Source organism: Kamptonema formosum PCC 10802, assembly GCF_000332335.1.
Lineage (GTDB): Bacteria > Cyanobacteriota > Cyanobacteriia > Cyanobacteriales > Oscillatoriaceae > Oscillatoria.
Genome location: NZ_KB235948.1, coordinates 741,898 through 765,631 on the forward strand (window position 1 = coordinate 741,898; position 23,734 = coordinate 765,631).

18 protein-coding genes and 1 pseudogene are annotated in these 23,734 nt (G+C 53.8%); all 19 read right to left on the minus strand.

The window, feature by feature from the left end; all coding sequences use genetic code 11:
• Positions 1–70: 70 nt before the first annotated feature.
• A complete protein-coding gene (locus OSC10802_RS0103300) occupies positions 71–463 on the minus strand; it encodes a nuclear transport factor 2 family protein (RefSeq protein WP_026098124.1) in 393 nt (130 codons plus the stop codon).
• Positions 464–683: 220 nt separating this feature from the next.
• Positions 684–2,228 carry a GMC family oxidoreductase gene (locus tag OSC10802_RS0103305; protein ID WP_017715365.1) on the minus strand — a complete coding sequence of 515 codons (1,545 nt, stop codon included), beginning with the start codon at positions 2,226–2,228 and terminating at the stop codon, positions 684–686.
• A gap of 245 nt (positions 2,229–2,473) precedes the next feature.
• A complete protein-coding gene (locus OSC10802_RS0103310; RefSeq protein ID WP_017715367.1) occupies positions 2,474–3,625 on the minus strand; it encodes an aldo/keto reductase in 1,152 nt (383 codons plus the stop codon).
• Between the two features lie 59 nt (positions 3,626–3,684).
• Complete coding sequence (locus OSC10802_RS0103315) at positions 3,685–4,125, minus strand: hypothetical protein (RefSeq protein WP_017715368.1); 441 nt, start codon at positions 4,123–4,125, stop codon at positions 3,685–3,687.
• A gap of 543 nt (positions 4,126–4,668) precedes the next feature.
• The gene (locus OSC10802_RS0103325) at positions 4,669–5,433 is read right to left on the minus strand and encodes an NHL repeat-containing protein (RefSeq protein WP_155967361.1); all 765 of its coding nucleotides are present in this window, start codon (positions 5,431–5,433) and stop codon (positions 4,669–4,671) included.
• Between the two features lie 178 nt (positions 5,434–5,611).
• On the minus strand, positions 5,612–5,833 hold the full coding sequence (locus OSC10802_RS0103330; protein WP_017715371.1) for a hypothetical protein: 222 nt from the start codon (positions 5,831–5,833) through the stop codon (positions 5,612–5,614).
• 1,057 nt (positions 5,834–6,890) lie between these two features.
• Positions 6,891–7,967: a hypothetical protein gene (locus OSC10802_RS0103350; RefSeq protein ID WP_017715373.1), complete on the minus strand. Its 1,077-nt coding sequence runs from the start codon at positions 7,965–7,967 to the stop codon at positions 6,891–6,893.
• A gap of 94 nt (positions 7,968–8,061) precedes the next feature.
• A complete protein-coding gene (locus OSC10802_RS0103355; protein WP_017715374.1) occupies positions 8,062–8,352 on the minus strand; it encodes a YciI family protein in 291 nt (96 codons plus the stop codon).
• A 404-nt stretch (positions 8,353–8,756) separates the two neighbouring features.
• Complete coding sequence (locus OSC10802_RS0103360; protein WP_017715375.1) at positions 8,757–9,008, minus strand: hypothetical protein; 252 nt, start codon at positions 9,006–9,008, stop codon at positions 8,757–8,759.
• Positions 8,978–10,198, minus strand: a complete 1,221-nt coding sequence (locus tag OSC10802_RS43905; protein WP_017715376.1) for a nuclear transport factor 2 family protein — start codon at positions 10,196–10,198, stop codon at positions 8,978–8,980. The genes OSC10802_RS0103360 and OSC10802_RS43905 overlap by 31 nt, the downstream gene beginning before the upstream one ends.
• 174 nt (positions 10,199–10,372) lie before the next feature.
• The gene (locus OSC10802_RS0103375) at positions 10,373–12,079 is read right to left on the minus strand and encodes a thiamine pyrophosphate-binding protein (RefSeq protein ID WP_017715378.1); all 1,707 of its coding nucleotides are present in this window, start codon (positions 12,077–12,079) and stop codon (positions 10,373–10,375) included.
• A gap of 467 nt (positions 12,080–12,546) precedes the next feature.
• A complete protein-coding gene (locus OSC10802_RS0103380) occupies positions 12,547–13,374 on the minus strand; it encodes a type 1 glutamine amidotransferase domain-containing protein (protein WP_017715379.1) in 828 nt (275 codons plus the stop codon).
• 46 nt (positions 13,375–13,420) lie between these two features.
• A pseudogene (locus tag OSC10802_RS45755) lies at positions 13,421–13,582 on the minus strand (RNA-guided endonuclease TnpB family protein); the annotation flags it as partial.
• A gap of 406 nt (positions 13,583–13,988) precedes the next feature.
• Positions 13,989–15,848: an iron uptake porin gene (locus OSC10802_RS0103395; RefSeq protein ID WP_017715382.1), complete on the minus strand. Its 1,860-nt coding sequence runs from the start codon at positions 15,846–15,848 to the stop codon at positions 13,989–13,991.
• A 978-nt stretch (positions 15,849–16,826) separates the two neighbouring features.
• Positions 16,827–19,085, minus strand: a complete 2,259-nt coding sequence (locus tag OSC10802_RS0103405) for a 6-phosphofructokinase (RefSeq protein ID WP_026098125.1) — start codon at positions 19,083–19,085, stop codon at positions 16,827–16,829.
• Between the two features lie 19 nt (positions 19,086–19,104).
• Positions 19,105–19,266 carry a hypothetical protein gene (locus tag OSC10802_RS48730; RefSeq protein WP_017715385.1) on the minus strand — a complete coding sequence of 54 codons (162 nt, stop codon included), beginning with the start codon at positions 19,264–19,266 and terminating at the stop codon, positions 19,105–19,107.
• A gap of 347 nt (positions 19,267–19,613) precedes the next feature.
• Positions 19,614–20,900: a serpin family protein gene (locus OSC10802_RS0103415; RefSeq protein WP_017715386.1), complete on the minus strand. Its 1,287-nt coding sequence runs from the start codon at positions 20,898–20,900 to the stop codon at positions 19,614–19,616.
• Between the two features lie 167 nt (positions 20,901–21,067).
• A complete protein-coding gene (locus tag OSC10802_RS0103420) occupies positions 21,068–22,288 on the minus strand; it encodes an ATP-dependent 6-phosphofructokinase (RefSeq protein WP_017715387.1) in 1,221 nt (406 codons plus the stop codon).
• A gap of 244 nt (positions 22,289–22,532) precedes the next feature.
• On the minus strand, positions 22,533–23,543 hold the full coding sequence (locus tag OSC10802_RS0103425) for a dihydroorotate dehydrogenase-like protein (protein ID WP_017715388.1): 1,011 nt from the start codon (positions 23,541–23,543) through the stop codon (positions 22,533–22,535).
• Positions 23,544–23,734 lie beyond the last annotated feature (191 nt).

Genomic DNA, 23,734 nt, shown 5'->3' on the forward strand with positions numbered 1-23,734 from the left:
GCCAATTCCTCGATAAAGAAACCGGGTTGGGCGAAAGAAACCCGGTTTCTGAGATTTCCAGACCGGCGCTCTAAGCTACGCTTCCATCCGGATACTGAGTCATGCCGGCAAAGTGAATCGCAATCTTGCCATCGCGCAAAACCCAGCTATCTGCAAACCGCATGGAGGCTTCCCCATCCGCAGTCTGCAATTTGATAGCTTCCACAATCATCAGCGTCGTTGGGTTTTCCGTTTCCGCCCAGAAAGCAATATCAACCTCCAGCCCCTCAATCCCCAAAATCCCTTTAAAGTGTTCTTTTAGCTCTTCCTGACCCCGGAAATATTTGGGCGTCTTTTCAAAACTGCTGATCAGAACAGCGTCATCCGTGTATTGAGCCAAGAGAGCGTCAATATCCTTTTTGAGGATTAACTCGATATGCTCTTTGTACATTCTTCCCAGGGCAGTATCAGGTGCGTGTCCCATTTTTAATTCCTCGAATTGGCAATGATTCAATTATATACCGGCAGGCAGGCAAACAAGATTAAACGCAGAGCTTTTTCCCCTCACCCAACCCCTCCCCTCCCCCCAGAAAACGCCGAAGCGCGTTCCTCTTGTGGCAGAGGCGCGATTTATCGCGTCTCAGACTTTTTTGCAAATAAATCGCGTCTCTCCGGGGCAAGGTTCAGAGAAGCGTTCAGCATCCTTAGCCCTTGGCGGCTAGAATCATATCCGCCGCCTTTTCGCCAATCATAACAGAAGGGGCGTTAGTGTTGCCGCTGGAAACGGTGGGCATAATCGAAGCGTCAGCTACTCGCAACCCTTCAACCCCATAAACTCGCAGCTGCGGGTCCACCACCGCCATCGCATCGCGACCCATCTTGCAGCTGCCGGCGGGGTGCCAAATAGTAGTAGCGTGACTGCGGATGTACTCTTCCACATTCCCACCGGCTCCCGGACAAATTTCACCATCATTAAACTCCGAGAACGCCTGAGTGTTCGCCATTTCGCGGCAGATTTCTACCCCCCGGATGTAAGCTTTGACATCCGTTTCGACTCCCAAGTAATTTGGGTTGACAACCGGCTTGTCTTGTGGGTTAGATGAGCGAAGCTTGACGTAACCCCGGCTTTGCGCCTGCACCAATATGGGCACAAAAATCGAGTGAGGGCCTTCAAAAGGAAATTCGGCAACGTCTACGAAACCAGGAATGCCGGCACTGAAGTTAATTTGCAAATCCGGAGAAGCAGCTTGCATGCCACTGCGAGATCGCGCGAAAAGCCCGACTTCAGCAACTGTAGTGGGAAGCGGCAATTCTGTCTTAGATTTGTAAGCCACCATCAGGCGCATGTGGTCTTGCAAATTTTGCCCCACACCAGGCAAATCCACAACCACAGAAATCCCGTGCGACTGCAAGTGATCTGCCGGTCCAATGCCGGACAGCATCAGGATTTTCGGCGAAAGAAAAGCGCCGGCACTCAGAATCACTTCCCGCTCAGCCCTCACCTGATGGGTTGCGCCATCCTGAATGTACTCAACGCCAACGGCGCGAGTTCCCTCAAACAGGACGCGGGTGACTTCCGCCTTAGTTTTAACCGTCAAATTCGGACGGTCTAGGACTGGCGTCAGAAACCCGTCAGCGGCGCTGCAGCGCTTGCCATCCTGCGTGAAATTATACTGCATAATTCCCGCTGCAGAGTGATCGGCAGCATTCAAATCCACATCGGGCCCGCTCTTGTAGCCCAGTTCAGCTGCAGCGTTCAAAAATCCATAAGCTGCCGGAGTGAGATCGGGGCATTTCATCCCCTTCATCCCACCGCCGGCACCGTGATATTCATCCGCGCCGCCTTCATAATCTTCAGATTTCTTGAAGTAGGGCAGCACGTCCTCATAACTCCACCCCTCGTTGCCGAGGAAGTTCCAGTGGTCGTAGTCGAGACGGTCGCCCCGCACATACATCATCGCGTGGACGGAACTGCCGCCACCGACAACTTTGCCCTGGATAATGCCAATTTTGCGACCCTTCAGACCGGACTGTTCTTCGGTTTCCAGCTGCCAGTCCACATCGGTTCCCCAGGTGTTTATGAAGCCATTAAAATAGTTGCGGGTGTGGATGAGGGGACTGTCATCCGAGGGACCTGCTTCCAGCACCAGCACGCTGGTGTCGGCGCTGGCGCTCAGGCGATTGGTCACCACGCATCCTGCCGCACCGGCACCTATTATGATGTAATCAAACGTTTGCTCAAAGTTCATAAGACCATCCTTAAATTATAATTTCCAAACATCTGCTTAATCTCGAAGCGCTCGAAATCCGCGCTTCTGCTATCCCCTCTCCGCCTGGGGTGCGTTCCCATGATACCAAGTTTGGATAGATAGTATTTTTTTGGATACCAAAAGGCTTTCCAGCAGCCTTTTTCAATCCAAAATCCAAACTCCAAACTCCAAAATTGGTATCAGAGGGCTGCGGTGAAGTGCCCGACGAGAACGCACCTTAATCTTTAACTTTGCGGTGGGTGGTATTTGTACGGTAAGGGGCGGCGGTGATTGAGGATTTTATACTCCACATTGCCGAATAGCAAAGCGCGGGAGTAGAAGTTCGGCAGCGCCGGCGAGCCAAATTCCAGCATGGGATAGGGATACGGGCCAACTTCTGGCATCACCGAATTAATCGCCGGCATGCTGGCTTTATCCAGCTTTTGCATTTGTTCTTCGGTGAGCTGGAAGTCGCACGCTCCTATATCTTCTTTGGCTTGCTCTACAGTTCGAGCGGAGAAAATAGGGATGTTGACAACCGGCTTCTGCATCAGCCAGCGCAAGCAAACCTGAACGGGTGGCTTGCCGATTTCGCCGGCAATTTTAATCACCTCATCCATAATTGCCAAATTGCGCTTCGTCGCCTCGCTCCAGAAAACGTTTTTATTGGGGTCAACATGCTCCACGAGCCGGTGTGGCTGGTTCGGGTCGAGATCGCCCCGGTTATATTTGCCTGTGACCAAACCGCCGGCGAGCGCAGACCAAGACACCAAACCGATGTCGAGTTCCTTCGACATGGGCAGAAATTCTGGCTCGCAAGAGCGCTCCACAATGCTATACTCTAATTGCGTGCCGATAAAAGGCGTCCAGCCTTGGAAATCCGCCATTGTATTCGCACGCGCCAGCCACCACGCCGGAAAATTCGACGCCCCCACATAGAGAACTTTCCCTTGGCTGACCAGATCGTTTAGCGCCCGCAGAATCTCGTCGATTGGCGTCGTGTAATCCTCAATGTGAATCCACAGCAAATCGATGTAATCTGTTTTCAGCCGCTTCAGAGAGCCTTCCACGGAGCGGAACATGTTCTTTCGGTGATTTCCGCACCCGTTGGGGTCTTTGCCCTCCGACATCCCGTCAAAGAGCGAGTATTTTGTCGCGATTACCAAAGAGTCGCGGTTGGGATGGATGAACTCCCCCAGAAATTGTTCTGACTGACTTTCCTGGTAGCGGTTGGACGTGTCAAGAAAGTTCCCCCCCGCTTCCACAAACGTATTAAAGATTTTCTGGCTTTCCTCTTTCTCGGAACCTATGGAACCCCAGATGGTGCCGAAAGTTCCGCATCCCAAGCACAGCTCAGAAACCCGCAGCCCACTCCTACCTAATAGCTTGTACAGCATGAAGTTTGTTTCTCTTGAATGTGCTATCGCTCAAATTGCCCGCCTTGCATGCAAAAGCATTAAAGTTTCGCGGAACCTTCGTAGTATTTGAGTTCGTCTACAATGTAGGTCAGCACAACCGGATTTCCTGTCTCGGGATCGGGCTGCACCTCCCAAGTTTGATAGGCGTCCAGAACAATCCGCTCGCTGAAGGGTGCCGGTGGCTTCCACACGGAAGCTTCCCACTTCACCACCACCTTCACCTCTGCCTTCCCGTCCTCTTTTGGGGTCACATTCACTTCCTTGACAGTGTGAACCTCATCAAAGAAGATATTGATCACCCGGTCGTACCAGCCTTTGAACCCATCTATGCCTTCCACTGTCGCCTCAGGGAAGACCATTTTTACCCCTTCTTTCGCCAGCATGGGCACAATCTCTTCCACCGGCGCGTGCACGTCCAGTTTCTTGTACCAAGCCACTGCCATTTCCTGGATTGCCGCCGGGCTTAAAGATTCGCTCATAATTCCCTTCCTTTTGTTAACTCTACAGTCTTAACACACTCGGTTCTGCCGAGAGACAAATTGACCTCTCCACTTTTAAGTTTTAACTCATCTTTTTCCCAAAAAAATGGAAGAAATTGTTAAGGATTTTCTGCAGCAATTTGCAATACAAACGGGTGGCTTTTCCCATGCCAAAATGCGGGCCTGGCGGGCGTCACAGGCCGCTATCTGGGATCTGTGCGGGGCGCGCCGCTCGTGGGCAGCCGCAGCGCTTGCCCACTGGCCGCTGGTAATTTCTTCCTAGACAGCAGCCCCCTACCGAAAAGTTCCACTATGCAATAACGATGCCCCCCAACTTAATATCATATCGATAAATCTGCCTTTTGGCAGGCGGCAGAAAAACTGGGCGTTGCACATTAACAGGATAAACCCTCTCTCGGCCCTCCCCCCTGGTGGGGGAGAGATCGGGGGGGTGAGGGGTGCGGCGATGCCAGAGCTATCGCAGGGGCGAGCCCCCCACAGAGACTGGCCGCGAGCCGGCCCTAGGGAGCCGGCTCTGGCGTCTTAGTAGAAGCGCTCGGCAATAAACAGCGGATCGGTTGGGCGCGACAGTCCATCCGTGTCGGCAGCCGCATCCGGCAGGCCCACTGAGATCGGAGTGCCGGCGGCCAAAATCACACCGCCGTCCGGGTTACTCGTCACCGTGCACTGCGTGACCGTACCAACAGCATCGTTGGTGGCCAGGATCAGTCCATCGGGACTGACGTCGATGTCACCGGCACCGGCAGCGCCGAGATCCACCTGCCCAGCAGCCCTTGGCGCTCCGTTGAGGGGGTGCGCACTGTCAATGTTGTAGGCCAGCATTTGGCTGTTGCCAGGAGCCACCGGATCTCCCGTCACTGGGTCAACGGGGTTCTCAATAGCGGAGGGGGCGTCAATGACGTAGAGCCGGCCATCAGGTCCGAATGCCAGAGAAGAAACAAAATTCAGACCTGTAATGCTGCGGGCAACGTCTTGTTCCCCCGTGTTCGGATTGTAGGCCCGGATCTGAGCTGACCCTAATTGAGGGGCCTCCACCTGGGCAGTGGCTGGGTCATCTGGGTTTGCCGGCGGGTTGACAGCCACATACAGGCGGCCATCTGGCCCGAAGGCAATATCAGTCAAGCGATCCGCAAGGGCGTCTCCATTGGAAGGCACAGCCATACCATCGGGCGTGCCGTCTTCATTGAAATCGTCCGTAACGAATGTCCCGTCAGACCGGTCGAACCGGAGGACGCGCTCATTCCCCGCGTCAATAACGTAGAGGTCGTTATTCGGCCCGAGAGTCATAGAGGTGGGCGAGTGGAGCGCCGTGCCGTCGAAGGTATAGCAGCAGTCATATTGGTTAGAACAATAGAAGCTTCGGGAGCTCTGGAGCAAGGGAGGCCGTCAGTCACTCCGCCGTTCTGGTCCCCACTGACTCCGTTCTTGCGCTCGCCAATGAATTCCCCAGAAACCCCGTCGAACTCTAAAAAGCCACATCCCCGCCAGCCAGTGCTGTCCACATCTGCTCGGCCACAGAGCGTGCCGTGGCTGGATCGAAAGTCTCATCAACAGGGGCCACCTCTCCTGTGAGGGTGTCATCCGCTGGGATCTCAGGTGCCCGTTGGCCGGCAATAGCTGCCGCTGCGGAATAGGTATTAAAGTAGCCATCCAGTGATGAAATTAGACCTTGCTCATTTACCGTCACCAGGTAGGTATAGCAGTAGTCATATTGGTTAGGACATCCCTGGCCTAGGGATAAAAGGCTTAGGGCAGGCGTTCCCTCCGTGCCCTCTCGATCTAATGTCCTAACCTAACTGGCTACTGCTATAGCCCTCTTCTGTCACTTTGGGGCAATTTGACGAATTTGCGCTATTTCAGGCAACGACAGATCCGGCTTTCACCCTTGTTTGACAAAAGAGGGATAGGCCAAATTCCAGAAACTGATCTATAGCAGTAGGCACTTAGGGAAAGGACTTGGGGTTTAACATGATGTAGGGGCGGGTTCACCCACAACCTGTGCCACACAGCTACAACACCGATAAACCCGCCCCTAACCTCTGATATAGCAGCAGATCCTATTGGGCCATAGCGTGTCCTAACCAATATGACTGCTGCTATAACAGGTCTTTGTCGATCGACCCGGCAAAATTCGCGTTGTTATTGCCGTAAATTTTTGAATCTAAAAATTCAGAAAAATTCCGCCCCTCATTTATCCCAAAAGTCTGCAATCGATCGGTCTGATGCTCGTATATCAAGCATGAAATATGCGTTGCTAGTTCGATAAAACTCTAAACTTACTGCTTACAAAGCCTTTCCCGCAGTCCTGAGGTTTCCACCTGTTCAACCAGCCCCTCTCTATCAAAGCCTGCTGCCTGCAAATCTGGGCAGGACGCGCCATAAAATATAGGTCTATTAGGAGATAAAATTTGCGGATCTCTTCCCCCCCCATTTCTGCAAATGCTCCAGCAGCTGGTGCTGTCAAGCCTGCTGCCGCTAAATCTGGGCTGTTCTCTGCAATCCCAAATCATAAAACAGCGGTGAAATTTATGAGATCATTGTTTTAGTCTTTGAAGCTAACCGCTAGTGGGTGCCTTTGCGCCTCCATTGCGAAAATATATAGCAGCAGTCATATTGGGCACGGACAGGAAAAGCGCGGGAGCTGGGGAGGGAGGGAGTCGGAATGTCCGAGGGTTGAGGCTGAACGCTTGCCCCTGAAGTTGGTTCTCACCTCCTTCTGTGAGCGACTTTCAAACACTGCGCCCTCAAGTTTGGCTCACCCTTCGGAGGTGGGCCAACTCAGGGGCTAGTAGGGGGCCAAAGTCCCGCCCTTCAGCGGCTCCCACCGCAACCAGGTGTTCAAAAAGTTTCTCTGGGGCATTTCCGAACGCTTCCAACAAGTCAGGATTCTTTGCTGCGTAAGCGTATAAATCCACTTGGGGGGAAAACCGCAGCCCCTGTCTTAACCCCGCCGTTTGCAAATGCTCGAATAACTGCTCGAATTCTCTCAACCCGGCTGCCTTTAGATCCGGGTTGCTATCCCCATAGAACCTTAAATCGACAAAGGGCGAAAACGCGCGCCCTTGATTGACACCAACACTTTGTAAATGCTCAAATAACTGCTGGCACTCCGTCAAACCGGCAGCCCTCAGATCCGGATTAGACGCCGCGTATAAATTTAAATCAATAAAAGGTGAAAACCGCCGGCCTTCCCGAAATCCCAACAGTTGCAAATGCCCTAACAGCTCTTCAGGTTCCGTCAAGCCTGCAGCCGCCAAGTCCGGATTGTGCGCCGCATAAAACTTTAAATCCACAAACGCCGAAAAGGACCGGCCTTCCGCCAGCCCACAAGTTCGCAAATGCCGGAATAACTCATCAGGTTCCGTCAAACCGGCAGCCGCCAAATCAGGATTCGCTGCCGCATAGAACTTTAAATCAACAAACCTAGAAAATTTGCGCCATTCATAAATTCCGCAAATTTGCAAATGCCGGAACAGCTGTTCTGGCTCCCTCAACCCGGCTGCAGCCAGTTCCGGGTTAGCTTCCGCATAGAACTTCAAATCCACAAACGGAGAAAAGAGCCGGCCTTCCTGAAGTCCACAGCATTGCAAATGCTCCAGCAACTGCTCGTCAGTCAAACCTGCCGCTTGCAAATCCGGGTTAGACAGCTCATAAAACGCTAAATCCACAAACGGAGAGAACTTGCGGCTTTCCGCCACCCCAAATGTTTTCAAATGCTCCAACAGCTGCTCAGCAGAAGTTAGCCCCGCTTCCCCTAGCTCAGGGCTGTTAGCAGCATAGTATGCCAGGTCGTAAAACAGTTCTGAAATAGGTTCACCCATCGTTTCCTACTTTTCGAGAGGCGCGATTAATCGCGTTTCTAATTTACCGGTTATCTAGCGCTATTAGCGCTACTTTGGGGAGCCGGCTCTACCCCTATTTAGCAAACAGAGTGCCGAGAGGCTTAAACGCTCCCAGAGGGATCAGGTCAAAATCCACCAAGCCGGCTTTCACCAAAGGAAGCGTGTCAATGACTTTCCGCGCTTCTTCAACCGACTCGCATTCCAGCATCACGACAGCACCGTTGCGGTCCGTGCGGAAGTACAGCTCGCGGAAAACCCCCTGATTGTGGAGTTCCCACGCATGGGCGGCTTCCTCCTTCAGAAGCGGATAGATTTTCTCTTCCGTAGCTCCTGGCAAAATCTTATCAATGGCCAGAATCTTCATATCTTCCCTCCCTTCTAACTAATCAGTGGTAGCAGACACTTTATAAAGAAAAGCCAAAATTTATAGGGTTTTAGCGATAATTGTGGTAAGCAGACCGCCCGAACGCCAGCAGTGCTGGATGCTTGCGAGAGAGTCGCTTCTGAGGCTATTGATGCATATTTTTTGCCAGATGTCAAGGTCGGTGAATTGTCTGGGGGGCGGGCTCACCCGAAAACTTTCCGGCACAGGAAGGATGTAGGGGCGGCCCCCCGTGGCACTGGTGTCAACTTAAAGCTACTGGGCGTTTAACATTATGTAGGGGCGGGTTCATCCACAGCCTGTGCCACACAGCTTATGCGCCGATAAACCCGCCCAAAACCTCTGATATCTCTTTTCTGGTTGAGCATTGGGGCGAAGGTACGTTCCTATCCTTCCCTAGGTGGGGGCGGGTTTATAAAAATTCTGGGCTTTCCCGATAGTATGCGGGTGAACCCGCCCCTACTGTCCTTGATAGCGACATAGAGGTCGTTGTTGGGCCCGGGGGCGACACCGGCAGGAAAGTCCAGACCGCTGCCCTCTGCGCTCGCTGCGCCGAAAACCCCAATAAACGCCCCCGTTAACCCATTAAACTCCAGCACTTGATCCGTCAGCTGACTGGCGACAAGGATATTGCCCATAGCTGCTGCGGCTGAAAAACATTCTGCTCTGCTGTCTGCAACTCAAACGAATCCGACACCCCTAAAGCGCTATTAGAAACGCCCGTATACAGCGGTGCAGTCGCAGCGCCTGACACACCAAAAAGTCCGCTATCATCAAAGCTGTCCGAAACCTGTGCCGTGTTTTGCTGTTGCGCCACTGCCTGCGTCCCCGCTCCAGAGAGTGAGCGAGCCAGACTCATGCCTGTGAGTGCGTCTCTTGACTGTGCCACCGCCGTATTTTCTCCTAAAAAGGCGGCCTCTGAGATAGCGCTGTCGAAGACACCTTCAAGTCGGGATATTTGGCCATCTGTCACCGTTATTAAATTATAAACCTCAATCGCATATTCACTGCCGTTTTCCTTGACTGTGAGGTCTTCATGTAACAGGGAGACAATCTGGCTTTCGCCCTGAAAAAAACCGCGAATCTCGAAGACATTGCTGGTGACGAACTCGTCTCTTGTGCTAAAGAATTCCAGTACGCCGTCACGACCCTCCCATTGGCCAGCGAACGGGATTATACTGCTATCTCCAGAAAAAGTCCAAACTGTATCCTCAGTCAGCAAGTCCTGGAAGCTTGTGTAGTCACCCCGTCCCAGCGATTCATACATTTGCCGCACGACCTGCAAGTCGATGTTCTCAGCACCAAAGCTTTCTTGGGAGCCCGAGCGTCCCTCAGCGAAACCGTAGGTGATTAGGTGTTCTAGCGCTCCTTCAAGAGAGCCCCCGACAGATTTATTGACATCCGGGTTAGCGGCCAAATACTCCTTCAAAAAATCTCGATTTTCGCCCCGCAAAAATACGCGATTCTCGTTTATTCCTTGCGCTATTAAGTGCTGGAACGCTCGCTCTTCATCTCCCCCAAATGCTTGATTGAGGTCGGCGTTATTTGCCAAGTAATATTTGAGATCGAATGCCTGTGAGAATCGCCGCCCCTCTCGCACTCCATTGTTTTCCAAATGAGTTAACAGGTCGGCGTAGTTAAAATTTTCCAGATCGGAGTAGCTATTTCGATAATAGTCCAAATCCACCCACGGCGAAAATTTCCGCCCTTCCAGCAACCCATATCTTTGGAAGTGGTCGCGCAATTCAGCTTCCGTATCGATCCCAGCAGCCGCCAAGTCCGGATTTTGGGCTGCATAATACTGAGCGTCAAATAAATCTATGGCCACAGTTCACTCCTCTTTTAACACCAGTTTTTGGTTGATTGGCCGCACCGGCTGGACAAACAGGCGAAAGCTGCGGTGTGAGGGGTGAAGAGTGAAATCTGGCTTTGTTTCACCCCTCACACTGCATCCCTGAATTTCCTCGAACTTTTAACAGCTTAGTGCCGTTCATTCAGCAGACTACTGTCCGCAGCGAACGCCAATCATATCCGGGCGAACATTAGCTTCCAAAACCACATCAATCAGGAACGGTCCCTTGTGCGACAGCGCCTGGTCAATCGCCGGCCCAATCTGCTCTGGCTTCTCCACCCGAACCGCAGGGACGCCCATCGCTCGGGACATTTCATCAAAGCGAATTTCTGGCTTCGACAAGTCAAAAGAAAGCGGAAAATCGTGTTCCGGTACGCCGATCTCTTTCCAGTAAGCCTGGATATTCAGCTGTAGCAGCCGGTAGGAGCGGTTGTTGCAGATTATAAACTTGGCGTCTACATTGTGGCGAGCCGCTGTCCACAGAGCCTGTATGGTGTACATGCTGCCGCCGTCGCCGGTGAAGCCAATCACGGTTTTGTCGGGATTGGCAAGTTTGGCCCCGATCGCTCCAGGAATCCCCACTCCCAAGGAACCGCCACGGGTTAGGAAATAGTGTTCAGGTTTGGTTGCCGGCTTGTACCTGACCACGGGTGGGGAACAGGTGAGCGCTTCATCAAAGATAATAACATCCTCTGGCAATTTCGGCGCGAACTCTTCCATAAACCGCGAGAAGTGCAGGGGAACTTCGTCCCGGATGGCTTTATCCGCCTCTATGGCTTTAGCCAATTTTTCTTCCTTGGCTTTGCCGATTTCCGCCACCCTCGCCTGAGCGGCGCTTTTCTGTTCCGGCGTCATTATCTGTTCCAGGGCAGTTGCCAGCTTGCCCAGGGTGAGTTTCGGATCGCTGACAGCACCGATATCAACCGGGTGATTCTTGGCAATCTCATACCCGTTCAAATCGATATGAATCACCTTGGCTCCCGGAGCGAACACTTTGCCGAGTTCGGGGAAAACCTCTGGCACAATGTAAGTGGCGCAAACCAGGTTCACATCCCCTTTTTGCAGGATGGGAAGGCTCTGGTAGCCAAACATGTGGCCGGTGGCTCCCTGATACAGGGGGTGAGTGTGGCTCATGTTGAGTTCGCCGTTGTCGCACTCCCACACTTCCGCACCCAAAAGTTCCGCGACTTTTGCCAGCTCTTCTTGCGCTCCAGAATACGCTATCCCGTCGCCAATAAAAATCATTGGCTTGCTAGCTGCAGCCAGCATGGCAGCCATTTCTTTGACTGTGCCGTCGTCTGGCGCTACGCGGGAGGAAGGGATAGAAGTGGGGAAGACATCTTCTACCACCGGCTCGTCTAAAATATCTTGCGGGAGACACACATATACCGGTCCCATTGGGGGAGTGGCGGCAATTTTAATCGCCCGCCGCAAAACGCGCAGTACAGATTTGGAGTCCATCACCATCGTTGACCACTTGGTGACCGGCTCTGCCATTGCCACCAAATCTCCCGCCATTTGGGCGTCCATTGCCTGATACTTAATCCCCGAATCTCCGCCAATCACCACCAGCGGGGAGTGACCGCGTTTTGCCTGGTAAAGCGCTCCAATGCCGTTTCCCACTCCAGGAGTGCTGTGCAGCTGCACCAGCGCCGGCTTTTTCGTCGCCCGCGCGTAACCGTCTGCTGCCATCACGGCAATCGACTCTTGCAACGTCAGGATGTACTTCATCTGCGGGTACTCCCACAGCGCATCCAAAAACCCCTGCTCTACGGTGCCCGGGTTGCCAAACATGTAGGTAATCCCATCCGCGAGCAGCTGTTCAATTATCGCAAAGCGTCCTGTTTTTACAGTCATTAAGTTTGTCTTCCTTTTCGGTTAATTTTTATCTTTTGCTCAAACTTAGTTCTATCCCTTTTGCTTGAACAATCCCTGAATATATTGAGGGCGGACAATCGAGAGTAACGGCAAAAAAAGAGTGCCAGTAAACCCCAACAATCTCTCTCCTTCTCTTCTCTTTGCGTTGTAAAACCGCCCCTACAAACAGGTGGGGCTAAAGCCCAACTACAAACGGGCTAAAGTAGGGGCGGGTTCACCCAAAATGTCTCTGCTCAGTTCAGATGTTAGTAAACTCGCCCCTACGAACTTTGGGCTAAAGCCCAACTACGAACTTTGGGCTAAAGCCCAACTACGAACTTTGGGCTAAAGCCCAACTACGAACTTTGGGCTAAAGCCCAACTACGAACTTTGGGCTAAAGCCCAACTACGAACTTTGGGCTAAAGCCCAACTACGAACTTTGGGCTAAAGCCCAACTACAAACAGTTTACCAGCCGTAGCGCGTCAGTCCTTTTTCCAAAGCTTCGACCATTTTTTCGCCTGTGAGATAGGAGTCGGGAGTGGAGCGTCCGGTGATAAATGGATAGTCCACAATCACCGAGGTTTCCTTCCCGAAGTTGCCAATGTATGCGCCATCGGGTCCGGTGGCGTCGCGGAGGATGTACTCCAGGGGATAGGGCGGCGGGCCCATGTTGAAGTCGGTGCCCATAAAGCCGGTGCCGTCGTGGTAGTCGTATTCTTTGCAGTGACCGGTGACGTGTTTGCCCCAGATGATGCTCTTGCGATTTTCCAGCTCGCGAGCGAAGGCGAGGCAAGCAACGCCGTAGCACTCGGCACCGATGGGTTTGTCGCGACGCAAAAAGCTGAGGATGATGTCGTGCACTCTCTGGTTGTTGGCGAGATCGACGATAGGGCCACTTCCCCCGACGATCAGCATGGCGTCGAATTTCGACAGAAATTCCGTCTCCGCCTTGTCGATTGCCTTGTAATAGCTCTCCAGATCCCGGATCAGGCTGCTGGAGCTAAAATAAGGCATCTCTGGCATAATTTCAGAGATATTCACCGGGCTGTCCAGTCTGGGTGAGGAATCGATTTCCTTCACCTTGTCCGCTACTTCCTGGGAAGTGACGCTGCGTCCCAGGGGTGGGTCGATGTAGTTGGGGTCCATGCTGGGGGGCAGGGCCACAGGACGCTTGCCGGTGGGAGTTGCGAAGGTGACTTCATACCCAGCCTTGTCAAAGGTTTCCAGAGGGCCAATCAGCTCCTCACCCCAGTAACCCCACTCGGACAAGATAATCAAAATCTTTTTGGTCATGCGATTGCCTTACCTCGTTAAAAGCTTTGCAAATTTGCTGATCCATTTACGCGACATTTGTCCGGGAATCTCCGGACAGTGCAACGATGGCACTATCACCATTCAAAGTGATAGAGGCGGTATCCCGCAGAGCTTTCAGGAAAATCCCAAAAGCGCCATTCCTGTCCCGCGATAGCCTAAAGCCGCAACTGGGACAATGGAAAACTTCACATATCTAGGAATAGGGCTGTCCTCAATTTTCTGTATGCATTATAACACATTATCTAGCTTTGTCGATAGAATCGACTATTAAATTTCGCCTTTCTTGAGGGATGCACGCCTTTCGGCTATTAGATAGCTAACACAGGGAACTTGAGGCTTCAGTAGGTACAATGTCGCACCGATAACATTGGGGTTTACGTAATTTCCTCAGTTCCTGTGAGCAAGTATGGCACTGCTCTCAGAATTGGCAAGGATTCTCAACATTTTCTTAATACTTATGGCAGCAGCTCCATCTTGAAAGGGGGTGCGTGCGGGGCGCAAGAGGGACTCGATCTCCTGGATAGAGGAGCAGAGAAAATTGAAAATAAGGAGAAATACTGAGGCTTCATCCGGGCTCCATGTTCCCCCCTAAGTTAAAACTCGAAGGTGGTTCTGAGGGTGCCAATAACTGCGTCCTCACTGTCGGCGTTTTGGTTGGGCGCAGTGAGCCAAATCACACCCGGGGTAATCGAGATATTATCTGTTACCTGATACTTGTAGAAGCCCTCGACGTGGAGCGGGACCTCACCAACTGCGCCCAAGTAGGGTTCCGCACCGACAACAATACCGCCCAGGTTGCCTTTCTTGCCCAAGTCGGGGAAGGTGAGGGTGAGGGCATAGTTCCAAACGTCAATCTCGCCGGAATATCCGTCTCCGATTGCCTGGACTTGGGTCGCGCCGATCCAGCCGCCAATGCCAAATTTGGGGCTGAGTTTCCAAAACACTTCGCCGCCGTAGGAGTTGGATACGGTTGCGTAGGGGAGGAATGTGTTGTACATGACGCCGGTGCCGGTGTACCCGGCAATGCCAAAGAAGGCGCTGTTGTCCCCAAAGGCGAAGTGGCCCGGGCCAAAGTAAGCGCGGTTGTAGGTGAGCGCTACGCCCAGGTTCTGGCTAGGCTTCCAGGTGAGCTGTGCGGTGGTCGAGGAGTCCCCATTAAACAAACCGTTCCCGGCGCTGGGGATTGACGCTTCTCCTGCCAAGTAGCCGGCACTGAGCTGGAGTGAGTCGCTCAGGGTGTAGAGGAACCCCACGCCCGATCCGCCGCCGAGGCGTTTAATCGGATTTCTCTGGGCAAAGATCGACAGCGTGGTCCTGCCGCCGTCAAAGTCCTCAAAGTGAGGGTTGACACTGGGGGCGTAATCTGCGTGAAGGCCGCCGTAAGCTTCCACAACGGTTAGCAACTTCTCTCCGACTGGAAACCAGTAGTGGAGCGTTACCAAGCCTACAATCTGGCTATTGTTCCAATCCCCGTACCACTGAGAGGCTTGGACGCCCTCGCGGGTGCCAAAATCTGGGAAGAAGCTGCCCGGGATTCTGAGCGTGTCGGCAAATTGGGGGGCGCGGCTGTTGCCGGTGGCGATGCGGGTGACGAGCAAGTCTTTGCCGGTGAAGCTGGTGTTGAGGGTGAGGCGAACTCGCTGCTGGAACACCGGAACGCTATCGCCACCCCCTTCGCCGATGGCGTCAGTGGCCACAAGATTCACTAACCCGTGCAGCTTGGTGGTGGTGGAGAATTGGTTAGCTTCCAGTTCGGCGGTGCGCGCTTCCAGGGTGTCGGCGCGACCCCGCAGTGCCGCCAGTTCTGCCTGAAACTCTTCTGCCAGCCTCTGCAGCGCGGCTAAATCCTGTTTTAAGGCGAGGTTGGACGTGTCGGTGGTTTGAAGCAGCTGAACGATTCTTTCCAGACAGGCGTTTAAACCGGCAGCGAATTCGTAGCGCGTCATGGCCCGATTTCCCCGGAAGGTGCCGTCAGGATAGCCGGCAATGCAGCCGTAGCGCTCCACCAGGTTCTGCAGGGCTTGGAACGCCCAGTCTGCCGGCTGTACGTCGGACAGCTGGGAGACGGAGGTGACTTGCGCCATCGGATCGCTGTCCCCGCTGGCATCTGTCTCGGGGCTGGCTGGCTCTGGCACCGGCGCTGCTGCCGGTGCCGGCAATTCCGCTGGCAGAGCCGGTGGCGCACCGGCCACCTCAGTGGCGCTGCCTGGAGCTGCCTGAGTGCTGGCGACGCCGGCTCTATCCGCTGCCGGCCATTCCGCAGGCAGTGCCGGTGGCGCAACTGTGGCCGACGGCACGGGCTCAGCTTCCGTCGCTTGTGGGGTTAGAGGCTGAGCCGGCGCGAATTTTCCGGTTTGGCCTGCGGGCTCTGCTATTTGCGCCAGCGCGACCCCACAGACCGCCAAGGTTGCGGCTGAAACTGCTGTACCGGCTAGAAAAAATTTCCACAACACCTGTACCCTCCATTTCAATCCTGTTGCCGGGATTCAGCTTGACAAAAGACTGTCTCCCCCGCTCACCCTGTGGCCCAAGCCGGCCCTGCTGACTTTTCAAGCTTCTCGGCTAATGAGGATAATCTCACGGGGTTTTCGCCCCGCTTCTGACAAGCCTAAGTCATCACTTGCTCTCAATCGTAATACAAGCGTTTCCTCTTGTCGAGGTTTTTCCGCTCCAGAACTGAGAGCTGATTTATAAAATAATTGTTAAGCTCCCCCTCGGGGCCAGAACCCGCGAATCTTGCTGCCGGAGGGCTCAGTTTGACCGCTGACCCAGCACAAAAAAAGCCAGTTTCTTGTGGCTTCACTTTTTCTTTATAAAGCAGCTGTGATACTTTTCCTGACGGAAAGGATATACTGTTTATTTTGGCTAGCTTTTTTTTCAATTACAGACATTTCACAGTTCGCGCCCGGGCTAGCCGGCAGCCTCAAACCACCCTACTGTGGGGAAACGGGGCTTGTCAGCGGCTGCGGCAGCAGTAGATATAATTTCCTATTGTCACCCCCTATTCTTGTTTACCGGCACTCTCGGGGAGCCAAAACACTGTCAGGCTCTGCCCATATCTGGCAGGATTCCGCTTGATTGCTTTTTTCTTCTAGCAGCAGCCACTTAGGGAGCGCACATTCCGGATCTCTGGAGGTCTGGAGCTCAGGAGCGGGGGATCGGGGGCGAAGGAGGCTGCGGCGTACCGCAAGCCCTAACACCCTGCAAGCGCTAACCCTATCAGCGATGAGATATCTGGAGCTGCCTGGGATGTCCTAAACTAACTGCCTAGGGCTATAAAAGTATAGTATTCACACGTATTTCTCAAGGGGAGGCTCTCCCTGAGAGGCGGTTTGTAAAGAGAATATGAAGGGGCGTGCTGGTGAGCGGAGCCCCCGCGCCCCCCTTGTTCAGGGGAGTTGGGGGGAGCTTGTTTTCTTTACAAACCGGCATTAAGAGTCGCAGACGCCGGCAGTCTGGCAAGCGCCGGCTGCCGGTTGGGAGAGAATTCGGGAAATCAGCTGCCAGTCCAGCCACCACTGGTGTTTGGGGCGCTGGCGCTCTTTGTCCACCATGCGGGGGAAGTCGCCGAGGTCGAAGAACTGGGTCTGACCTGCTTGCAACCCGATAAAGGCACTGGCGGGTGAAGCCTTTTGAGCTTCTTGGATGAGAAAGTCGAGGCTTTTGGCAGCGAATCGGGTAGCTTGGATGCGGTCGAAGGGCGAGGGGTCGCCTCCCTGCTGCAAGTGGCCCAAAATAGCTTTGCGGACTTGGAACACCTGCTGGCCTTCTTCTGCAAACAGAGCGCTAATGAAATCGGAATTGTAGACGGGATTGGCATTTTCGTTGCAAATCACCAAGCCCACCCGTTTGCCGCGCTTGAAGCCGTCGATCAGGTAGGACAAGTCGCGCTGCAGGTGAGAGAGGGTGATGCCCTCTTCGTTGAGGTAGACTTGCTCAGCGCCGGTGGCCAGACCGCTCATCAGGGCCAAATAGCCGCAGTAGCGGCCCATTACTTCAACGATAAAGCAGCGGTTGGAGGCGACAGCGGACTGCTTAATCTTGTCTACCGCTTGAGTGATATTGTTGAGAGCCGTATCGGCACCGACGCTGAGTTCGGAACCGGGGAGGTTGTTGTCGATACTCGCCGGCACGCAGAGGATGGGAATGCTGAAGGCGGGGAAGGTGTCCCGCTGGGCGTAGAGTTCGTAGGCCGCTTCGTACCCCACCCAGCCGCCAATGACCAGCAATCCTTGGATGTTGTGCGCTTCTATCTGTCGGGCGATCGCATAGAAATCTCTAGCTTTGGGAATTTTGCGGCTGGTTCCCAGTTCGGAGCCGCCGGTGGTGGCCCAGCCCCTGACGCTCAGCCAGTCGAGCTGTTTGATGTTGCCTTCCACCAGTCCCCGGAAACCGTGTTCGATTCCCAGGACAGTGTGGCCTTTGTCGATGCCGAGGCGCACGAATGCCCGCACTGCAGTGTTCATTCCTGGTGCGGCGGAGCCGGCGTTGAGCACGGCGAGGCGCAGGGATTTCTGGCCGGGTTGCGGGGGGCGCGGCTTGGCTTGCATCAGGGTCTGCAGGGTGTGGTAGGCTTCTTTGAAGCTGTTTCCCCGCAGTTCCATTGCTCTGTCGTACTCCCCCTTTGCGATCGCACCGGCGACGGCCTGAGTCCGCTCCACGCAGTGCATCAGGGGGGAGTGAAGGATGCGGTTCCCCCGCATGCCGGTGAGCACCGGCTCGGATTGCGGTGAGCCTTCCAGAATGTACTCGACGGCGGCGTGACCGAGCATGGTGCTCAAATTGCGGTCGAAGACGCTGGGCGCTCCGCCGCGCTGCACGTGACCCAAAATCGTGACGCGGGTGTCCTCATCGAGCCGGTCTTCCAGGAGTTCTTTGATAGACTGGGCGCTGATTGGATTCCCGTGCCGGTCTCTGGCACCTTCTGCGACAATCACAATACTGTCCCGCCGTCCCGACTCCCGTCCCGTTTTCAGCACCTGGCACATCTGCTCCTCCCAACTGTCATCCGGAGGAGGGGATTCGGGAATGAACACCCAGTCTGCGCCGGTGGCGAGCGCCCCCATGAGCGCCAAATAGCCGCAGTTGCGCCCCATGACTTCTACGACAAAGGTGCGCTGGTGGCTGGCGGCGGTGGAGGAAATGGCGTCAACTGCTTCGGTAATCCGGTGCAGGGCTGTGTCAGTGCCGAGGGTCATGTCGCTTCCGTACATGTCATTATCTATGGAAGCAGGCAGTCCGACAATCACCAGAGCGGGGTGACAGTCCGCTTCTTCCTGGGTAATCTCGCCGGCTTGCACCAGTTCCTTCAGCAGTTCTGGCCATTCGGACCGGAAGACATCTGCGCCGGTGAGACTCCCGTCTCCCCCGATCACGACTAAGGCGTCGATAGCGTATTGCAGGAGGTTGCGGGCTGCTTTCAGGCGTCCTTCCCGGGTGCGGAAAGCTTTGCAGCGAGCGGAGCCGATCGCTGTTCCGCCTTTGTGCAAGATGCCCCCCACGCTGTCCCAGCTCAGGAGGCAGATGCGATCGCCCCCCTCTACCATGCCTTGGTAGCCTTCATAGATAGCGCACACTTCGACTTGACGCTCTAGGGCGGTGCGCACGACCGACCTGACTGCTGCGTTCATTCCCGGCGAGTCGCCGCCGCTGGTTAACACGCCTATCCGTTTTGTACAATGCACTGCCATACGGTACCCGTTTTACACTCTATAGCGTTCGCTCGGCACGCCAAGCCGCAAATTTCTCCCGGGACAGTTCCAGCAAAACGCCCTTTTTTCCGCACTCGCTGCTGCCGTCTGGCTGCTGGCAAGGCCGGCACTTGCCCGGGAAAAGAATTTTTACCAAAACTAGGATAGAGGGTGCCGGCAAGTTGGGGTCTATTCTTTTAAGTTTTTTAACGATCTGCCCCCCAGTTCGCCTCCAGCAGCTGATATTGTAGAGTTGGGATTCATCGCCTTCCCGACAGTCTGCGCCATAAGGATGCCACCGGACATGATATCAGACAGGATTCAAGTCGTGATGGCAAACTGGGCGGTTCTGGCGGTTCGATGGGGTTAAGGGAGGATAAAGAAAAGGAAATGAGTGCGGGTGGGGTTCTCCCGCCCCTGCAAGGAATCAAAAATGCGATCGTTTCTTGACATTGAGGCCAATAAGCGGGCAGCATCCCACTTTGGTAAATAGGATATTGAGGTGGGTGACGCCCGCAGTACGCCACCCTACTGCGGCTCTACAATTGACCCCATTAACACAATGCTTCCCGTTCGATTGTCTACAATAGCACAAAAAAAAGGCCGGTCAGCAATCATCTGAAACCGTTTAGGAGGGGGTGAGACTTTCGACGCCGCTTTGGCTGTTCCGCGAGGGATTTCTGGTTCTTTGCTGGCTTTTTCGCTGACTGTCACAAAGGTTTTCTGTTGGATTCGGTCAAGAAAAACCTGGGGGGCCATATCAGAAAAGTCAGCCCGATCCCGCTCGAAGGCTACTCCCATCCCCAAGGCGGTCAGTGCTGTGTTAAGGTCGGTGTCAGATTCCAGTTTTAAGCGGGGCAGCTGGATCTGCCCCTGCTGGACGCTAAAGGACGTTATCCATTTTTGCCAGTTTTCCGGGGTGAGGTTTTTATAGAATTCCGCGAGACTTGACCCGGGCTTTGGCAGAAAGACTTGCAGGCTAAACCGGCGGTCGCCATAAGGCAAACTGACCGCTTGGAACTGCTCAGTTTCATAATAGCTGTACCACCCCTCTCCAGACATGACTGGGTGCTGCTTTTTGCGACCGTCAAGCAGCGTAAAGAAACGCTCTCCAGTCTCTAGCTTGTTCAAGGAATCCGCCCACACCCCCTGGAAGGAAACGGCGCTGGTGAGGAACAGCACGGTATCGGGCTGTATTGTGCCGGTGCCCCCACTGATTTTCCCCCGGGTGCAGTGCTTGAACCAGCTATCTATCGCAGGTTTTGTTTTGGCACCGGCAAAATCCACCCCTGTCACCTTGGCGCTGTAGAAATCGCGAGATTTCTGGATAAAGTCCTCTTTTAAAAGCACTCTCTGATTTGCCCAGAGGGCATTCCCCAGCGAGATAGCAATTTCCGGTTCGGCTCTCACCAGACCGGCTTGCCAGATGGCACTGGCTTGGTTTAGGGAGTTTGGGTCTGTAAGCTCTAACTCTAGAACCCTAGCCATTGCTTGTTGGGTTTCGCCACCGGCACCATTATAGAGCATCGAGAGTCCGAGCGCAATGCCGGCGGGCGAGACAAACACATTTTTGCCGCTGTTCTCTTTGAGGAGTTGTGAGAAGAGTTTGAAGCTAAACCGCGTGTTGGCAGCAACTAGCTTGGGGTCAACCGGTTTCTCGCTCATCCAGGACAGCGGTCGGCTGACTTGGCCAGTGCACTGCCAGGAGTCAATCGCTGGCTTAACAGCTGTCATGGCGAACCAGATTGAGATGCCCAGAAAGGCTGCCAGGGAGGCGGCGAGAGCTATTCTTTTTTTGGGCCGGCGATTTTTCATGCCGAGAGAGATTTGGCTTTTCTATGAAAGATTTGCATTTCTTAGTATAATCTATTCTGAAGGATATGACAAACCGGGTTTCTGAATCTACCTTTCGGGGGAGATGAAAAAGTTGTCACAGAAACCCGGTTTCTTGGGGGCGGGGGCTGAGAAACAGGGTTTCTGATTTAACATTTCGAGTTAGATGAAAAAGTTGTGATAGAAACCCGGTTTCTAGGTTCACCGTTGAGAGAGGGCGTCAAGTCCCCGACATAAATGCCGAGGGACCGCGCAGTTTGCACCATAAAGCCATTGGGGTTTACCGGCGACGGACAGCGATTTTCCCGATGGCACTTTCTCACTAAATCAATCACCTGATCTAGCGGTTCAGTCTGAACTTCTCCGTTTCGCCACACCACCAGCCGGTTGTACTCCTGATTGGCGATTAAATCCACCGCCGCTCTGCCAAAAGAGGTCGCCAGCAGCCTGTCTGCAGAGGTAGGAGTTCCGCTGCGCTGCAAGTGACCGAGAACCGTGACGCGAGTGTCCACCTCATCCATACCGCAGAACTGCTTGCGATCGAGAGCGCAGAGTTTGTTGCTGTAGTCTTTAATCTGCTTGGCTAAATACTCGCCTATCGACTTTTCTTTTTTCCCTTCGTAATTTTTGACGCCCTCCGCAACAACCACTAAGGCAAATTTGCGCTTTTCGTGACGGAATGAGGCAATTGTCTCGCAAATTTCCTCCAGCACAGCATCATTCAGGGTGGGAGTCAGTTCCGGAATCAAAATGATATCCGCCCCACCGGCAATCCCGGAGTGGAGCGCCAAGTGCCCCGCATCCCGCCCCATCACCTCAACCACCATGACGCGCTCGTGAGATGCTGCTGTGAAAGTTAGGTCGTAAAGCGCTTCTGTCACAGTGTCCACCGCCGTGTCGAATCCGACTGACCGCTCTGTAAACGGAACGTCGTTATCGATAGTTTTGGGGATTCCGATCAGGTTCCAGTTTCCTTTCTGTGCTAAATTGTAGATAATATCCAAACTCCCATCTCCCCCGATGGCAATTAAGCCATCCAGCTGCAAGAGTTCGTAGCCCTTAATAATATCGTCCGCAAACTTGTCCGTGTCTCCTTTGCTGAGGGAGCCGAGAACGCTACCGCTGAGGAATTGCAAGACATCTAGCCCCTGAAGCAATCCCGGAATATTGTAGCCGTGCTCTTTTAACTTCAGGTCTTCTGGCTTGGTGTTGGCTCTGGCTACTTCTATTAAGCCATCAGTTCCGTAGGGGATACCGTACACCTCCCAGCCTTGGCGCGTGGAACATTTGACGACTGAGCGGATTACGGCATTTAAACCCGGACAGTCCCCCCCACTGGTGAGGACACCGATTCGTTTTGGCCTGCTCATAACTTCCTCTTCCTAAGCTGGTTGAGTTTCTACTCTAGGTATAGACTTATTTTTGGAAATCGTCCAGGTGCCGGCGATACCAACTCGCTTAAATTTTTGTTAATTAACCAAGAAACCGGGTTTCTCAAGCCACCTTTCGGGTGGGATGCCAAGGGGATTCCAGAAACCCGGTTTCTGGGCTAGGTGGGCTAAGAAACCGGGTTTCGCCGAAGTTACCCGGTTTCTGGGCTGCGTTTCAGGACTCCTACACCGGCAAAAAATCTGGTTTGAAGCTTTCAATGGCTTTTACATATTGGGCCCGCTCGAAAGCCGAGGGTTCCGGACAGTTCACCTGCGACAGCGAACCTTGCAGCTGCCTCACAGAAGAATACTCATTTTCCCGCATCCAATCAACCATCTCCCCCTCCATGACGCGCAGGTAATCGATGCCGTGGCGCAGCAGCGCCGAGCAAACTTGCGTCACTTTCGCCCCAACCATCAGCATTTTCAGGGCGTCCTTTCCTTTCCCCACACCGCTTGTAGAGGCCAAATCCGCTTGAATCCGGCCATAGAGGATCGCAATCCAGCGCATGGGGAGGCGCATGGCTTCCGGCGTGCTTAATGACGCTTCTGGCTTGACTTCCAACTCCTCTAATGAGATGTTTGGCGCTTGGAAGCGATTAAACAATACTAACCCATTCGCACCGGCTCCGTCAAGCCGTTTCGCCATATTCGCCAGACTGGAAAAGTACGGGCTGAGCTTCACGGCGAGAGGAATCGTTATCTCTTCCCGCACCTCGCGAACAATAGCGATATACTCCTCCTCAACCTCAGTTGCGGTCATGTTGAGGTCAGCCGGCACCCAGTAAATATTCAGCTCAATCGCATCCGCACCGGCTTCCTGCATCAGGCGGGCGTACTCCGTCCAGCCGCCGCGCGAGTAGCCATTCAAACTAGCAATCACCGGAATGCTGACAGACTGTTTCGCCTTGCTGATATGATTGAGATAGAGTTCCGGGCCGGTGTGAAAAACTTCCGGCTCTGGAAAATAAGTAATCGCTTCAGCAAAACTTTCGGTTCCGTACTGCAAATGGTGGTGCAGCTCAAACTTTTCGCGAAGCAGCTGCTCCTCAAACAGCGAGTGCAGCACCACGGCACCGGCACCCGCATCCTCCATTCTTTTTACATTGTCAATATCTTCAGTCAGGGGCGCTGCTGCAGAAGGGACGAGCGGCGAGCGCAACTGCAATCCCAGATAGGTCGTACTCAGATCCATTTACTCATGTCTCCTGATATTAATCTACAGGCGTTGCCGGGATGAACCCCACCCCCCAACCCCCGATTGCCGGCTGCGGGGAGGGGGAGTGAGAGGGGGTTTTCCATGAGTGGAAAAAAGTTGAAATCATCTTTCTACCGTGCGACGCCAATCTGCTCTCAAGTTTTGTAGGACAGGCGTCTCGCCTGTCC

Coding starts and splice junctions, on each gene's coding strand:
- OSC10802_RS0103325 (WP_155967361.1), bottom strand. CDS start 5,433: ATGACTCTCGGGCCGAATAACGACCTCTACGTTATTGACGCGGGGAAT.
- OSC10802_RS0103360 (WP_017715375.1), bottom strand. CDS start 9,008: ATGGGCAATATCCTTGTCGCCAGTCAGCTGACGGATCAAGTGCTGGAG.
- OSC10802_RS0103300 (WP_026098124.1), bottom strand. CDS start 463: ATGGGACACGCACCTGATACTGCCCTGGGAAGAATGTACAAAGAGCAT.
- OSC10802_RS0103425 (WP_017715388.1), bottom strand. CDS start 23,543: ATGGATCTGAGTACGACCTATCTGGGATTGCAGTTGCGCTCGCCGCTC.
- OSC10802_RS0103305 (WP_017715365.1), bottom strand. CDS start 2,228: ATGAACTTTGAGCAAACGTTTGATTACATCATAATAGGTGCCGGTGCG.
- OSC10802_RS0103405 (WP_026098125.1), bottom strand. CDS start 19,085: ATGGCAGTGCATTGTACAAAACGGATAGGCGTGTTAACCAGCGGCGGC.
- OSC10802_RS0103415 (WP_017715386.1), bottom strand. CDS start 20,900: ATGAAAAATCGCCGGCCCAAAAAAAGAATAGCTCTCGCCGCCTCCCTG.
- OSC10802_RS0103420 (WP_017715387.1), bottom strand. CDS start 22,288: ATGAGCAGGCCAAAACGAATCGGTGTCCTCACCAGTGGGGGGGACTGT.
- OSC10802_RS0103315 (WP_017715368.1), bottom strand. CDS start 4,125: ATGAGCGAATCTTTAAGCCCGGCGGCAATCCAGGAAATGGCAGTGGCT.
- OSC10802_RS0103375 (WP_017715378.1), bottom strand. CDS start 12,079: ATGACTGTAAAAACAGGACGCTTTGCGATAATTGAACAGCTGCTCGCG.
- OSC10802_RS0103355 (WP_017715374.1), bottom strand. CDS start 8,352: ATGAAGATTCTGGCCATTGATAAGATTTTGCCAGGAGCTACGGAAGAG.
- OSC10802_RS0103380 (WP_017715379.1), bottom strand. CDS start 13,374: ATGACCAAAAAGATTTTGATTATCTTGTCCGAGTGGGGTTACTGGGGT.
- OSC10802_RS0103310 (WP_017715367.1), bottom strand. CDS start 3,625: ATGCTGTACAAGCTATTAGGTAGGAGTGGGCTGCGGGTTTCTGAGCTG.
- OSC10802_RS0103350 (WP_017715373.1), bottom strand. CDS start 7,967: ATGGGTGAACCTATTTCAGAACTGTTTTACGACCTGGCATACTATGCT.